The sequence below is a fragment of the Exiguobacterium qingdaonense genome (assembly GCF_018617855.1).
In the GTDB taxonomy this organism is placed as follows: Bacteria; Bacillota; Bacilli; order Exiguobacteriales; family Exiguobacteriaceae; genus Exiguobacterium; species Exiguobacterium qingdaonense.
In genome coordinates this window covers 25,600-41,811 of record NZ_JACSKY010000007.1, presented here as the reverse complement: position 1 = coordinate 41,811, position 16,212 = coordinate 25,600, and the positions used below count along the sequence as shown (strand labels likewise).

Below are 16,212 nucleotides of genomic sequence, written 5' to 3'. Positions count from 1 at the left end.
ATTTTATGAGCGTGTGGCAACAGTTATACGAAACATATAATGAGCATCTTGACGAGGTCGGGGAACTCAGTACTCGTTGGGAAGGACAGACATTTACATTACTACCAGTGTCTCATACTACTCAAACTGCACATATCACGGTCCATATTACGCCCGAAGGTGAGTTTCATTCTGCGGAAGTGATTCCTAAAGGACAAGGGAACACATTGATTCCGTGTACTGAAGATTCTTCTGGTCGAGCTGGAAGTGTGGTTGCTCCTTATCCGTTGCATGATAAGTTACCTTACGTTGCTGGAGACTACGAGAAGTATGGTGGTAGTTACAAAAAGGATAATGCATATGACGCGTACATTCGGAACTTAAAAGAGTGGTCTGAATCTCCATTTGGTTTCGATCGCTTGAAGAGTATCTATAACTATTTGGTAAAAGGTTGTTTGATTGAAGATTTAGTAATGGCGGAAAAACTATTTTTAAATGATGACGGGACGCTGAAATGGACGTGGGATGGAAAAGACGACAAACCAGACATTTATTCTGTTGTTTCGAGTGGTGTGGAAGGAGCTTTCATTCGTTTTAATGTGCATTCAGTAAATGAGTTAAACAAAGAAACGTGGAATGATGCTCAATTCTATCAATCATTTATCTCCTATTATGAAAGTAAAGAACGAGAGTCGAGCTTATGTTTTGTTACGGGAAACCGTTCAATCGGAACGACAAAACATGCGAATAAGATACGAAATGCAGGTGATAAAGCGAAGTTGATTTCATCAAATGACAGCAGCGGATTTACATTTCGAGGTCGGTTTGATAAAGCGACAGAGGCAGCGACGATTAGCTATGAAGTATCGCAAAAGGCTCATAATGCTCTAAAATGGTTGATTTTAAAGCAAGGAATAAAAATTGATCAACGTATCTTTTTGATTTGGGGAGTTCAAGAGACTCGTTTACCTAACGCGATTGAATCAACGTTTTCTTTATCATCATTTTTTCAAGATGAAGTAACTAGCAAAACAGATACGAACTCAGAAGGCGCTAGAGCTTTTTCTGAATCGTTACTCGGGTACAAAAGAACGTTACCACGCCAAAAGGTGAACATTTTGATGATGGATGCTGCCACAACAGGCCGACTTGCTATTCTGTATTATCGTTCCTTTGATCAAGAACACTATTTTGAACGACTAGAGAGATGGCATACGCACAATCCATGGGAGTATACCTATAAGGATCAGGAAGGGAACATTCGTACTTTTACTGGTGCACCAGCTTTAAAAGATATTGCGACGATGGCATATGGAACACATGCGAATGACCAATTGATCAAAGCGACTGTTGAGCGTCTTCTACCGTCGGTCGTGGATGAGAGACGAATTCCGGATGATATTCGACGATGTTTGATGCAACGAGCGTCTAATCCAGTCGGGATGGAAAAATGGGAGTGGGAAAAAACGCTACAGATTGCTTGTGGAGTAACTAATAAGAAAGAAGGGATGAATGTGGCTTTAGACCGTGAATCAACAGATCGTGACTATTTGTTTGGACGCTTATTGGCACTTGCTGACTACTTAGAAAGGAAGGCGCTAAAAGAACAACGTGAAAATCGTGCCACCAATGCCATTCGATACATGAATGCATTTTCTCAAAAGCCAGCTCGGACATGGTTAACGATTCAAAGTGCACTTCAGCCTTATCAGGCGAAATTAGGTGGGAAAATCACCTACATCAATAGTCAAATCGATGAGGTAGGTTCACAAATTGATCCAAAAGACTTCACGAATAAGCCGTTGTCAGAACGGTATTTGTTAGGTTTTTATAGCCAACGTCATGACCTTTATCAAAAGAAAGAAGTATTGAACCCATCAGAAGAGGAGAGTGTTGAAGTATGAACACGTTAGATCACAAAATCGATTTTACCGTCATTTTATCTGTATCAAAAGCAAACCCGAACGGAGATCCGTTGAACGGTAATCGCCCACGTCAAAACTACGATGGTTATGGCGAAATCTCTGATGTGGCCATCAAACGGAAAATTCGTAACCGATTACAAGACATGGGCGAATCCATTTTCGTGCAATCAAACGATCGTCGTGTCGATCAGTATGATAGTTTGCGTGCGCGTGCAGAAGCTAATGAGGATTTGAAGAAATTAATGAAAGGAAAAGGAATGGGTGAATTGTTTGCCCAAGAAGCTTGTGCCACTTGGATGGATGTACGTTCATTCGGACAAGTTTTCGCATTTAAGGGAGATAAATCAGGGGTGTCAATTGGTGTTAGAGGTCCGGTTTCGATCCATACAGCCACGAGTGTTACTCCGATTGATGTGACAAGTATGCAGATTACAAAAAGTGTGAACTCTGAAAGTGGGAAAGACCGTGGCTCAGATACGATGGGGATGAAACATCGTGTAGATCACGGATTATACGTATTGAACGGGAGTATTAATACGCAACTTGCTGAAAAAACGAATTTCACGAAAGAAGACGCCGAAAAATTAAAGCAAGTATTAGTGACACTATTTGAAAACGATGCTTCTTCGGCTCGCCCTGAAGGAAGCATGGAAGTGCATAAAGTGTATTGGTGGGAACATAACTCGAAATTAGGTCAGTACTCTTCCGCTAAAGTTCATCGTTCGGTTACGGTGCGGCCGACAACTGACGAACCGAAAGATTTTTCGGATTACGACATTCAAGTCACTCCACTCGATGGATTAGAACCTGAAGTGATAGATGGACTATAAACAAGATGATTCTTATTTATTGTTGTCAGGAATTCAGCACTTTCAATTTTGTCCTAGACAATGGGCACTGATTCATATTGAACAACAGTGGGAAGAAAACGTTCGTACAGTGGAAGGTCAGCATTTACATCAAAAAGCCGATGACCCTTATGTTCGAGAGAAGCGAAAAGATAAGTTGACTGTTAGAGGAATGGCCGTCAAATCGGAATCGCTAAACATTAGCGGTCAATGTGATGTGGTTGAATTTGTTGAACATCCGACAGGGGTTTCGTTGCATGGAACCCCTGGTCTGTATCGCCCCATCCCTGTGGAGTATAAAAGAGGGAAGCCGAAGGTGGGGAAAGAAGACGAATTGCAGTTAGCTGCTCAAGCCATTTGTCTAGAAGAGATGTTTTTATGCCCGATTGATGAAGGTTATCTTTATTATCATGAAACAAAGCATCGACATTTGGTCATGCTATCAGATGCGTTAAAAGATGAAGTGAAGAAAATTGTAAGTAAGATGAATGATTACTATCGAACGCGCCATACACCTCGTGTAAAAACAGGGCCACATTGCAAAAGTTGCTCCCTCCAAAATATATGTCTACCTGAATTGATGGTTCGAGAAAGTGTAACAGCATATTTGGAGAGGAGGCTAAAAGATTGAAAAAATTATTGAATACGTTATTTGTGAATCAGTCAGATGCATATCTTGCACTTGATGGCGGTAATGTACTAGTAAGGAAAGAAGAGGAAGTTCTAGGCAGAGTACCTCTTCACAACCTTGAAGGAATCGTCACCTTCGGATATACCGGGGCGAGTCCAGCGCTTATGGGATATTGTGCGGAGCACAACGTTCCGATTACATTTATGACCAAGAACGGACGGTTTTTAGCTCGTGTCATTGGAGAAAGTAAAGGAAACGTAGTGTTGCGTAAAACGCAATATCGACTCTCGGATTGTGAGAGACAGTCCGCCGCTCTAGCTAGGAATTTTATTCTTGGAAAAGTATACAATCAAAAATGGATGTTGGAGCGCGTTACACGAGATTACCCGATGCGTGTTGATGTTGAGCGATTTAAAGAAACGTCAAGATACTTATCGAATAAGTTGATTGAAATTCGTCAGTGTGATGATTTAGAGAGGTTACGAGGTCTTGAGGGAAAAGTTGCTGTTCACTATAATCAATTGTTTGATGACATGATCCTTCAACAAAAAGAAGCGTTTATCTTCAAGGGACGTTCTAAGCGACCACCACTCGATCGCGTCAATGCGATGCTTTCCTTTGCTTACAGTTTATTAGCGCGAGATTGTAGCGCTGCACTCGAATCGGTAGGGTTAGATGCGTACGTTGGTTTTTTACATCGCGAACGGCCGGGGAGAATTTCTCTTGCGCTCGATTTGATGGAAGAGTTACGAGGGATTTATGCAGATCGTTTCGTCCTCTCGTTAATCAACTTGAAAGTGATACAATCTAAACATTTTGTTCAAAAAGAGAATGGTGCAATCCTAATGACTGAAGAAGGGCGAAAAATATTTTTGTCATCTTGGCAAAAGAAAAAACAAGAAATGATTCAACATCCTTATCTAAAAGAAAAGATGATGTGGGGGTTAGTACCCTATGCTCAAGCCTTATTATTGGCAAGGTATTTGCGTGGTGATTTAGAGGAATACCCATCATTCTTGTATAAGTGAGGGATGAACAATGCTTGTTTTAGTAACCTATGATGTCAATACAACTTCACCTGGCGGGACGAGACGCCTTCGTCAAGTGGCCAAGGTATGCCAACAGTATGGGCAACGCGTGCAAAATAGTGTATTTGAATGTATAGTCGATCAAACCGAATTTACATCGCTGAAATTACGACTAAAAGAAATTGTAGACATTGAACGGGATAGTCTTCGGTTTTATCGATTAGGAAATCATCATGCTTCTAAAGTTGAGCATGTGGGCGTAAAAGAATCTTTAGATTTGGAAGGTCCTCTCATTTTTTAAAATTCGGGATGATTTCGATTTGTGCGAAGCTAAAGTGAACATGATTTTCTAGAGGGGTTCGCACCGAATTTATCCTGTAGATTCAATTGAATCAATAATATTTCAGGTGATATTGCACTTTAAAGGATAATATTTCCTAGAAAGTTTACTTTAGTCGATTGATTTTTCTTAAATCGGCTATCGCACCTCGTGCAGGTGCGTGGATTGAAATCACATCTCCATACCGGGACGTGCGGCCATGACAATCGCACCTCGTGCAGGTGCGTGGATTGAAATATAAGTCCATCAACATCCTCGCGGCACAAAAGCGATCGCACCTCGTGCAGGTGCGTGGATTGAAATCGGTCCTGCGGCAACATCAAGTCGAAAATAAAGATCGCACCTCGTGCAGGTGCGTGGATTGAAATCTCGAAGTCATCCGTGACGACAAGGGCAACGTCATCGCACCTCGTGCAGGTGCGTGGATTGAAATATCGGGGAACTCACCGACCCGACAGCGGCGCTTCGATCGCACCTCGTGCAGGTGCGTGGATTGAAATGTCGGAGAACAGCTAGCGAAGATACAGCAGTTTTATCGCACCTCGTGCAGGTGCGTGGATTGAAATAGCGCTTTGACCAACAACTCTCGCAACTCCGACGCATCGCACCTCGTGCAGGTGCGTGGATTGAAATTCTTTCGCGGCGATGGCATTGATCTGTTTGTTCATCGCACCTCGTGCAGGTGCGTGGATTGAAATGCTCTGATATACTTCGATGTCACTTTCGTAACTATCGCACCTCGTGCAGGTGCGTGGATTGAAATACGACCAAGTGGCTCGCAACCCTCGACAACCGCACGATCGCACCTCGTGCAGGTGCGTGGATTGAAATATCACCTGCCTCTGTTACATCCGTGGATGAACCCATCGCACCTCGTGCAGGTGCGTGGATTGAAATACAACCGGGATATCATATTTTGCTGACGCTTTTTATCGCACCTCGTGCAGGTGCGTGGATTGAAATATAAGGGGACGACAGGGAATCAGATGGCTTGTACATCGCACCTCGTGCAGGTGCGTGGATTGAAATACATGTGGATTGATGGACGGGACCGCACGACGGTATCGCACCTCGTGCAGGTGCGTGGATTGAAATAAGATGGGTCGACATATATCGACACGATTTTGGCGATCGCACCTCGTGCAGGTGCGTGGATTGAAATCCTGGAGATTTGACATACAAGCAATGGTACGGACATCGCACCTCGTGCAGGTGCGTGGATTGAAATCTCCAAGAAGGCGTCGACACAGAGACAGACCGCGAATCGCACCTCGTGCAGGTGCGTGGATTGAAATAGGAGTATGGTCGCGTGCATGTGTCGGAAATCGTGATCGCACCTCGTGCAGGTGCGTGGATTGAAATGATGATATAAAACAAACTGTCGAACAATATTTTAATCGCACCTCGTGCAGGTGCGTGGATTGAAATTTGGCTCACCTCGTCAGTTAGTCCGAGTAAGTAATCGCACCTCGTGCAGGTGCGTGGATTGAAATCGTCGGTACGGCCGAGGAATTAGCGGAAGAACTGATCGCACCTCGTGCAGGTGCGTGGATTGAAATAATGAACAATCGCTCGTCAATCCACGCATCAAGATCGCACCTCGTGCAGGTGCGTGGATTGAAATACGATGCCTTGCAAGCGGATGCGGTCTTGATAGATCGCACCTCGTGCAGGTGCGTGGATTGAAATAAATTATTACTTTGAATCGAACGTGTTGTCCGAATCGCACCTCGTGCAGGTGCGTGGATTGAAATCCATACCATCCCATTTCATGAGAAGTCTGAACCATCGCACCTCGTGCAGGTGCGTGGATTGAAATTCGTCTTTGAACGTCACTGAAACCCAGTCTACGATCGCACCTCGTGCAGGTGCGTGGATTGAAATACGATTGTCACGAGAGTATTCACTATCATCAACTATCGCACCTCGTGCAGGTGCGTGGATTGAAATTATCATTCGAAAGCATGGCTCGACACTCGGGCATATCGCACCTCGTGCAGGTGCGTGGATTGAAATCAAGCATCGAAAGAGATGGTGGAAGAGAAAGCGGAATCGCACCTCGTGCAGGTGCGTGGATTGAAATCGTTGGAATGGGGGGGATTGGAGAAAAAATATTTATCGCACCTCGTGCAGGTGCGTGGATTGAAATAACTGGTCGCGGAAATCGACAATTATGAATCGCATCGCACCTCGTGCAGGTGCGTGGATTGAAATAAGACGGCTGTCGTGTCTTGGATGCGTTGGCTGTAATCGCACCTCGTGCAGGTGCGTGGATTGAAATGCTCTTATATAGACAAACGGATGGATGAGAAGAAAATCGCACCTCGTGCAGGTGCGTGGATTGAAATATGTAAGTGGAGCTGTAAATTTGATACCGATCTCATCGCACCTCGTGCAGGTGCGTGGATTGAAATTTGACGACCTGACCCGTCTGCGTGCCCCACTTGTATCGCACCTCGTGCAGGTGCGTGGATTGAAATTGACTCATGTCCGTTCCTCCTTATCGAATACTCATCGCACCTCGTGCAGGTGCGTGGATTGAAATACGAATCGAGGCAGTTACCTGCAAACGAGACGGATCGCACCTCGTGCAGGTGCGTGGATTGAAATGACTTCGACACGGGGTACGGCTCCCTCAGTTGGATCGCACCTCGTGCAGGTGCGTGGATTGAAATCTTGAGCATCGTTTCGTAGCAGACGTGCTTGACGCATCGCACCTCGTGCAGGTGCGTGGATTGAAATACCTCTCCTTCGTGCGGCAAATGATGACCCCCTCTATCGCACCTCGTGCAGGTGCGTGGATTGAAATCATGTTCTCGATGGTCGCCGAACGCCCACCCCGTATCGCACCTCGTGCAGGTGCGTGGATTGAAATCTCCTTACCGAAAACGTCGTCGATGTGGTCCAGTATCGCACCTCGTGCAGGTGCGTGGATTGAAATATGACCGGCACCGACACCGATGAACCGAGACGAATCGCACCTCGTGCAGGTGCGTGGATTGAAATTAGAAAGGCAAAGTGTCATCTGACAAGTCGATTATCGCACCTCGTGCAGGTGCGTGGATTGAAATCGGTGTGAACTCCTCGACCACTTTCGGGTCTGTATCGCACCTCGTGCAGGTGCGTGGATTGAAATCAGTTGCGGACCCCGTTGGTCACACTCTGTTCCAAATCGCACCTCGTGCAGGTGCGTGGATTGAAATTTGATCTCGGCCAAGGCGTAGACCCATGAAAGGTATCGCACCTCGTGCAGGTGCGTGGATTGAAATGAGATTCCATCATATGCCCACCGGATGACGCCTTATCGCACCTCGTGCAGGTGCGTGGATTGAAATTGCTTACTCTCATGCACAGGCAGGGTAGGGGGATATCGCACCTCGTGCAGGTGCGTGGATTGAAATTCCAAATACCTGTTGACACTTCATATCCCTTTAATCGCACCTCGTGCAGGTGCGTGGATTGAAATTCGAAGTAACGCCCCATTGATAATCGTTTGTTGAATCGCACCTCGTGCAGGTGCGTGGATTGAAATCATTACATGCGCGCGAGCTCGAGTACATGCGCGCGATCGCACCTCGTGCAGGTGCGTGGATTGAAATACGAATACAAAGTAACTTGCGACACACCATGTCAATCGCACCTCGTGCAGGTGCGTGGATTGAAATTGGATTATCAGGGTCAATCTCTGGCTTAGGTGCTATCGCACCTCGTGCAGGTGCGTGGATTGAAATAATTTGAAAGGGAAAACATCTGCAGGGTCATAGAGATCGCACCTCGTGCAGGTGCGTGGATTGAAATAGATCAAAAGCATATCCATCATAAATACGGCTCTTATCGCACCTCGTGCAGGTGCGTGGATTGAAATTAACGACCACATTGCTTTAAAACAGAGAACGGAATCGCACCTCGTGCAGGTGCGTGGATTGAAATAACAGCGAGCCGACTGTCCCGTTTTTGGTGTACATCGCACCTCGTGCAGGTGCGTGGATTGAAATTTAGATCAAGGTATTCATATGCCGGATGATGTGATCGCACCTCGTGCAGGTGCGTGGATTGAAATCCGCAACGGGCCAAGACGGCACTCTTGCTTCTATCGCACCTCGTGCAGGTGCGTGGATTGAAATAAAGGGATACGAATATAACCAGTCCTATTAGTTGATATCGCACCTCGTGCAGGTGCGTGGATTGAAATATGCCTAGATTTTTGACTGTTTTTGCAGGTATCAATCGCACCTCGTGCAGGTGCGTGGATTGAAATCGCAACTGGAAGGGGTACGGTGATTGAGGGGACTGATCGCACCTCGTGCAGGTGCGTGGATTGAAATTTCTTGGGCGATAGAAATCAATGAACGGAAGTATTATCGCACCTCGTGCAGGTGCGTGGATTGAAATCAATACTCGACGATAGGGTTATAAGCAATTGGAATCGCACCTCGTGCAGGTGCGTGGATTGAAATTCGCGACCTCTGACAAAGAGGAAACTTCGCCCGTTATCGCACCTCGTGCAGGTGCGTGGATTGAAATACCTAGCTCCTCTCTGACGACACTCAACCAATCGATCGCACCTCGTGCAGGTGCGTGGATTGAAATGAGAGTGGACACCGAGCACCGACAACCGCATGGATCGCACCTCGTGCAGGTGCGTGGATTGAAATTACGCCGCCGAACGCTTGTTGTGCCCGCAAACCAATCGCACCTCGTGCAGGTGCGTGGATTGAAATTTGTCGCAATTGGGCGAGCAATGTGTTGAACTCTATCGCACCTCGTGCAGGTGCGTGGATTGAAATATCTTGGCAAACTTGTCGATGGCCGCTTCTTGATCGCACCTCGTGCAGGTGCGTGGATTGAAATATCGATGACAGAACAGTGTGGGTTGAGTCCATCCAATCGCACCTCGTGCAGGTGCGTGGATTGAAATATGCAAGAGACGCTGAACGCCCGGACGGGTGAAATCGCACCTCGTGCAGGTGCGTGGATTGAAATTCCTCAGCGAGCATTACGCGCTCGTTCGGGGCGAATCGCACCTCGTGCAGGTGCGTGGATTGAAATAACAATTGCTCTAACACGATTTTTCGAAGACGCTCATCGCACCTCACGTAGGTGCGTGGATTGAAATTCCACCAGATCGACGATGAATCCGTCTTTCTCATCATCGCACCTCGTGTAGGTGCGTGGATTGAAATCATCTCGTCACCACCGATCGGTACGGCTCTCCGATCGCACCTCGTGTAGGTGCGTGGATTGAAATATATGGGCGTAAAGGATCGTCTGCTCGCCATGAGCGATCGCACCTCACGTAGGTGCGTGGATTGAAATATACGAGCCTCCTATCTAGTTGACTAGATGACTTATCGCACCTTACGTAGGTTTGTGGATTGAAATCCTTCATAAGATACTCATGATCATCATGGAGATCATCGCACCATACGTAGGTGTGAAATTGAAATGAACTTGGATTCGTATGCATATAAGTTGGAGGCACATCGAACTTTTAATAAGTGTTTAGATTGAAAAAGCTGAACGGAAAAACGGCTACTTGAAACGTGTTGCTCGAATCGAACCTATCGAGATGAAAGAAGTCCAAAAGTCCACGAATCTCGTCTGGTTGTATACGCGGACACAATAAAAATCATCCAACATTTTGGATGATTTTTATTTTTGGTCAGAAAAGATAGAACAAGTGGGGCTTGAGTGGGAAATATGGGTAATAATTAATGATGGGTAATGTTGAGCTGAAAGTGATTGAAGATAGGAGGAGCTGGATATGCTAGAAAATGTGATTGCATTTACTGCGATCGCTCTATTAATAGGTGGAGCGGCATATGGTCTCTATTCTGTATTTCGTTATTTTATCAAAAAAGATATCACGCCATTCCCGATTATATTAGGAGGTTCGATTTTTCTCGCGGGTATTTGGTTAATTTTCATACTCGGAATTCTTGAAACAAATAATCAAGAAGCTGTTACTAATTTTGAAGAAGAAAGCACGGTAGCAATTACAAAGGACGAAAGTGAACCTGAGCCGGTAATTGAAGCGGAGGAACCTGAAGAGGTTGAAGAAGTTCAAGAACCTTCTGTTGAAGAGTTTTTACAGGATGTTCAGCCGGAGGACCCGCTATCGAACTATGAAGATTACATGGAATTTTATGAATTACAAATTAACCGAGGATACACTGTTTACGGTATGGAGTTTGATGAAGTCATAATCGAGAATCGAAACATAATCGTGGTATATGACGCAGACGCAATTATCGAGGTAGGTGTGAATAAAGATTTAGATCAAGTAAAAAATGATTATGTCAAAAGGGTTCAAGAAGACTTGACGACGACAATAAGTGGATCAGGAGATACAGGCACAGATAACATAGAATTGGTAGAAGGGTTTGCAGTATTTGAGATGCAGTATGACGGTACAGACTATTTTTCAGTCACTTTAGAAGATATTGATGGCAACATGGTAGATTTATTAGCGAATGACGTTGGTAATTACAAAGGAAAATCATTTGTTTGGATTCAGAATACTGAAGATTATTTCATGAACATAAAAGGGAGCAACGGTAACTGGAACATTAAAGTAATGCAATATTACCCTTCAGATTTTAAAACACTGCCTGGTAAAATTTCAGGATCTGGAGATGACGTGATTTTCTTTGAGGTAGAAAAAGGGTCATATCAGGTCGAGATGAGCCATAATGGGGAAGGTTATTTCTCAATTTTTATTAATCAACAAGATTTGTTGGCAAATGAAGTGGGAAATTACGAAGGTTCTCAACGTCATACATTTGCTGACACAGATATCTACGTATTTGTTGTAAAAGCCGATGGGGACTGGAGCATAAACGTTAAAGATTAAGGGAAGTACAGGATGATTACGCAATAGTTTAACTTGGACACAGGTATGACAAAATTCTTCTCGATACAGTAATATAGAAGAAACAAGGAATGGGAAAAAGAATCAAAAAGTTTCCTCGAAAAAGAATTGATTCCTACAAATTCATGCGCTACAATCAAATTACCGAAAGCGCTTTCGGGAAGAGGGGAATGACATGGGTACGATTTATGATTTAGCCAAAAAAACAGGATTCTCAATCACGACAGTGTCCAAAGCGTTGAACAATTACAAAGACGTGAGTGACAAGACGAGGGCGAAGATTCTTCAAGCCGCTGCTGAGATGGACTACTTGCCGAACGCACATGCCCAGTCGTTATCGACGAAAAAATCATGGGCGATCGGGGTCATGTTCTCAGAGGCAAATGAAGTCGGGATGAAACACCCGTTCTTCAACGGAATCATCGAAAGCTTTCGTCACGCGACAGAGGAGCAAGGCTACGATTTGATCTTTGCCTCGCGGAATCTGCGCAATCGTGACATGAGTTACCTCGAACACTTTAAACACCGTGCGGTCGACGGCATCGTCGTCATCTGCTCGGATCGAATGGATGAGCAAGTTCAGGAGCTCATGCGAAGCGACATCCCGATCGTCGTCGTCGATATGGACAGCGCCAATTGTAGCGTCGTCTATTCGGATAACGTCGAAGGGGCCCGTCTCGCCGTGAACTACCTCTATGAACTCGGTCACCAAAAAATCGCCCACATCGCTGGAGATGAGACGATTGACGCCGGAGCGGCGCGAATCAAAGGATACGAACTTGCGATGCAAGAGCTGAACCTTTCGATTCAACCAGGCTACCTCGTCAACGCCGGTTTCTTCTCCGTCGAGGAAGGAAAGCAAGCGATGGAACGATTGCTTGAACTTGACGATCGACCGACCGCTGTCTTTGTGGCCGGGGATCAGATGGCGATCGGTGTCATCGAAGCGATTCACGAACACGGACTTCACGTCCCGAATGACATCTCTGTCATCGGATACGACGATATTGACATGATTCAGTATATTACGCCGAAACTGACCACGATCCGTCAAGACACGGATGAAATCGGGGAAGCGGCAGCAGAACTCTTACTTGAACAAATGACCGCGAAAGAGCGACTCACCGAACGTCGCGTCATTCCGGTACGCTTAGTCGAACGGGCATCATGCGCCCCGCTCGAACAGTGAATAGCAATAAATGATATTTCGAAGTCGCTCTCTTTTCTTCAGTGGATGGAGAGGAGAGCGCGATTTCGAAAGTCATTTTGACGAAAATCGAAACCGCTTTCGATATTTTATTTCGAGTTTCTCGAAAGCGCTTTCGATAATTTTAACCCTCTTCTTGCAAGCGCTTTCTAAAATCACCTATAAAAGGATGGGAACAACACATGCGTAAATTAGTCAGCTTACTTACAGTTGGGGCACTTTCAGTCGGTGTCTTGAGCGGTTGCTCAGACAGCGAAGGCGGAGCTTCAGAATCAAAAGATGACGTATTAAAAGTTTGGTCATTTACGGACGAGTTAAAAGAACCAATTAAAACATATGAAGAAAAAAACGGTGTCAAAGTTGAATTGACAATCGTTCCAATCGCAGACTATCCGACGAAGTTGAAGCCAGCCCTTGAAAGTGGCGTCGGCGCACCGGATGTCTTCACAGGAGAAATTGCATTCCTCAAGCAATGGGTCGACGCTGGATATTGGGAAAACCTTTCAGACGAGCCGTACAGTGTCGATGAGATCGCAGACAACTATGTCCCTTACGTCTTTGACCTCGGGAAAGACAAAGACGGAAACGTTCGCGCCCTCTCGTGGCAAACGACACCAGGTGGCGTTTACTACAAGCGTAGCCTAGCAAAAGAAGTGCTCGGTACAGATGACCCGACTGAAATCGGTGACATGATGAGCTCGATGGACGGCGTCTTCGAAGTTGCTGAGAAAATGAAACAAAAGGGATACAAGATGTTCCCGGATGAAGGTTCAATTCGTTGGTTCTCGCAAGGGGCAAACCCAGAAGCGTGGGTTAACGATAAGAACGAACTCGTCTTGACGGAAGATAAGATCAACTATATGGACTATGCGAAAGAACTTCGTGAGAAGCAATACACGGCTCTCGCACCGGAATGGTCACCATCTTGGTTCGAAGGAATGGATAAGCCGATCAAAGTGAAAGAGAACGGAAAAGAGACAGAAACACAAGTCTTCTCGTACGTCCTTCCAACTTGGGGTCTCCACTCTGTATTAAAAGAGAACGCGAAGGATACTGCAGGTGACTGGGCTGTCACGAGCGGACCAAGCCCATACTTCTGGGGCGGCACGTGGCTTGGCGTTTACAAAGATTCTAAAAACAAGGAAGCAGCTTACGACTTCGTCAAACTCATGACGCAAGATGAAGAGTTCTTGACAGATTGGGCACAAGAAACAGGCGACGTACTTGCCTTCAACCCAGTTACAGACAAAATCAAAGATGATTTCAGTGAAGAGTTCCTCGGCGGACAAAACAACTATGAGTTCTTCCTCGACGAAGCAGATGAGATTACTCCAGGAATCGTCACGAAATACGATCAACAGCTCGACACGCTTTATGGCGCATCGGTCCTTCAATATGTAGAAGGCAAAAAGTCGAAAGAAGAAGCACTTGAAGAGTTCAAGAAACAAGCGAAAAACGCATACCCAGACATCGTTGTAGACTGACGATGACCAACGCGAGGGGGGACTCCCCCCTCGGTTCTTATGGAAGGAGAAATACACGTGAAAAAACTAGATCGTTACGGCTATCTGTTCATCGCCCCGTTCTGGGTCGTTTTCTTGACGTTCAGCATCTATCCGGTCCTCTTAACGCTTTACTATAGCTTCACGAACTATACGGGAAGCCCGGGTGAAGAGGTCGTCGGGTTTGCGAACTACGCTCGGTTGTTGACGGATACGTACTTTATCGAGGCGTTTTTCAACACCATCAAGATTTGGGGAATCAACTTCGTCTTGCAGATCGGGGTAGCACTTCTATTAGCACTCATCTTCTCAGATCTCCGTTTGAAGTTAAAAGGGCTCTCGTTCTTCCGCTCGTTCTTCTATCTTCCTAACTTGATCACGATCAGCTCGGTCGCGCTCTTGTTCGGTATTTTGCTCGACTGGCAGCACGGTTCACTCAACATGGTGTTGATGAAAATCGGCTTGATTTCAGATCCGATCAACTGGTTGGCAGAACCGGTGACGGCACAGTTATCCGTTTCACTCATCTTGACATGGATGTGGTTCGGTCACTCCTTCATCATCGTCATGGCAGGGGTGTCCGGTATTTCGACAGATTACTTTGAAGCCGCTCACATCGACGGTGCGAACCGCTGGCAGATGTTCACGAAAGTGACGTTACCGCTCCTGAAACCAATCCTTCTCTACATCATGATCACGTCACTCATCGGTGGACTCCAACTGTTCGACCTTCCGATGTTGATCACCGATGGCATCGGTTCACCGGACGGTTCATTGAACACGATGGTACTTTACTTGTACAACCAAGCCTTCAAGTACAACAACTACGGCTACGCATCTGCGGTCGCTTACGGATTATTCTTGATCACGCTCATCTTCTCGGCGATCGTCTTCAAAGGTATGTTCCGCAATGAACGCACAGCACAGAAGAAGGGGGCGTAAGCGATGGAACAAAATGCAGAAACGCGGCGTATGCTTCCTGATAGCGAAGCGCAGCCGAAACGTAAAGAGGACCGTCCACTCAAAGTGGCACCGCCTTCGAAGAAAAAAACAAACAAACGCTTTGCGCGAGGATTGATCTATACAGCACTGACTCTCCTGGCCATCGTCTGCTTCATCCCGTTCCTCATGATGATCGTCAACGCGACACGGACGAACGGAGAAATCATGGCTGGCTTCTCACTGCTTCCGGGTACGGCACTCGCGGAAAACTATGCGACGCTCAGTGAGTATATCAACATCTGGAACGGCTTCAAGAACAGCTTGATCATCTCGGTATCGGTGACGGTGCTGTCTGGTTACTTCTCAGCCCTCACGGCGTACGGCTTCACGTTCTACAACTTCAAAGGGAAAAATGCGATGTTCATCTTCATGCTCGTCATGATGATGGTGCCGGCACAACTCGGACTTATCGGCTTCTATGAGATCTCGAAGACGCTCGGCATTTTGGATACGTTCATCCCATTGATCGTCCCGGCGATCGCGACGCCGTTCACGGTCTTCTTCATCCGTCAGTACACGCAAGCGACACTTCACATCAGTTTGATTGAAGCGGCACGGATTGACGGTGCGAGCGAATTGCGTATTTTCCATACAATCGCGCTTCCGATGATGATGCCAGCGATTGCGACGATGTCGATCTTTACGTTCATCGGCTCGTGGAACAACTACTTGATGCCACTTGTCCTCCTGTTCTCGCCTGAGAAATATACATTGCCTGTCTTGATGGGCTTCTTAAAGGGATCACAAGTTGCGGAGAACCTTGGCTCGCTTTACCTAGGCATCGCGATTTCGGTCGTCCCGATCATGATTGCCTTCTTGTTCCTTTCGAAGTACATCGTCAGCAGTATTTCGGCAGGTGCTGTCAAAGAATAAATATAG

10 protein-coding genes and 1 CRISPR repeat array are annotated in these 16,212 nt (G+C 46.1%); all 10 genes read left to right on the top strand.

The features are described from left to right. The first annotated feature begins 5 nt into the window (after positions 1-5). Positions 6-1,883: a type I-C CRISPR-associated protein Cas8c/Csd1 gene (gene cas8c, locus KNP00_RS09240; protein WP_215144455.1), complete on the top strand. Its 1,878-nt coding sequence runs from the start codon at positions 6-8 to the stop codon at positions 1,881-1,883. Beyond that, a complete protein-coding gene (cas7c, locus tag KNP00_RS09235) occupies positions 1,880-2,734 on the top strand; it encodes a type I-C CRISPR-associated protein Cas7/Csd2 (protein WP_215144453.1) in 855 nt (284 codons plus the stop codon). The genes cas8c and cas7c overlap by 4 nt, the downstream gene beginning before the upstream one ends. After that, complete coding sequence (cas4, locus tag KNP00_RS09230) at positions 2,724-3,383, top strand: CRISPR-associated protein Cas4 (protein ID WP_215144451.1); 660 nt, start codon at positions 2,724-2,726, stop codon at positions 3,381-3,383. The genes cas7c and cas4 overlap by 11 nt, the downstream gene beginning before the upstream one ends. Next, positions 3,380-4,411: a type I-C CRISPR-associated endonuclease Cas1c gene (gene cas1c, locus KNP00_RS09225; protein ID WP_215144449.1), complete on the top strand. Its 1,032-nt coding sequence runs from the start codon at positions 3,380-3,382 to the stop codon at positions 4,409-4,411. The genes cas4 and cas1c overlap by 4 nt, the downstream gene beginning before the upstream one ends. A gap of 10 nt (positions 4,412-4,421) precedes the next feature. Then, a complete protein-coding gene (gene cas2, locus KNP00_RS09220; RefSeq protein WP_084156050.1) occupies positions 4,422-4,712 on the top strand; it encodes a CRISPR-associated endonuclease Cas2 in 291 nt (96 codons plus the stop codon). Between the two features lie 179 nt (positions 4,713-4,891). Beyond that, positions 4,892-10,133: direct repeats of the CRISPR family, unit length 32 nt; unit sequence ATCGCACCTCGTGCAGGTGCGTGGATTGAAAT. A gap of 382 nt (positions 10,134-10,515) precedes the next feature. Continuing rightward, on the top strand, positions 10,516-11,604 hold the full coding sequence (locus tag KNP00_RS09215; RefSeq protein ID WP_215144447.1) for a hypothetical protein: 1,089 nt from the start codon (positions 10,516-10,518) through the stop codon (positions 11,602-11,604). A 193-nt stretch (positions 11,605-11,797) separates the two neighbouring features. Further along, on the top strand, positions 11,798-12,811 hold the full coding sequence (locus tag KNP00_RS09210) for a LacI family DNA-binding transcriptional regulator (protein ID WP_215144445.1): 1,014 nt from the start codon (positions 11,798-11,800) through the stop codon (positions 12,809-12,811). Positions 12,812-13,011: 200 nt separating this feature from the next. Continuing rightward, the gene (locus KNP00_RS09205; protein WP_215144437.1) at positions 13,012-14,313 is read left to right on the top strand and encodes an ABC transporter substrate-binding protein; all 1,302 of its coding nucleotides are present in this window, start codon (positions 13,012-13,014) and stop codon (positions 14,311-14,313) included. 57 nt (positions 14,314-14,370) lie between these two features. Then, positions 14,371-15,273, top strand: a complete 903-nt coding sequence (locus KNP00_RS09200) for a carbohydrate ABC transporter permease (RefSeq protein WP_026824384.1) — start codon at positions 14,371-14,373, stop codon at positions 15,271-15,273. Positions 15,274-15,276: 3 nt separating this feature from the next. Next, positions 15,277-16,206 (top strand): carbohydrate ABC transporter permease, encoded by a 930-nt coding sequence (locus KNP00_RS09195; RefSeq protein WP_215144435.1) that lies wholly within the window; start codon positions 15,277-15,279, stop codon positions 16,204-16,206. Positions 16,207-16,212 lie beyond the last annotated feature (6 nt).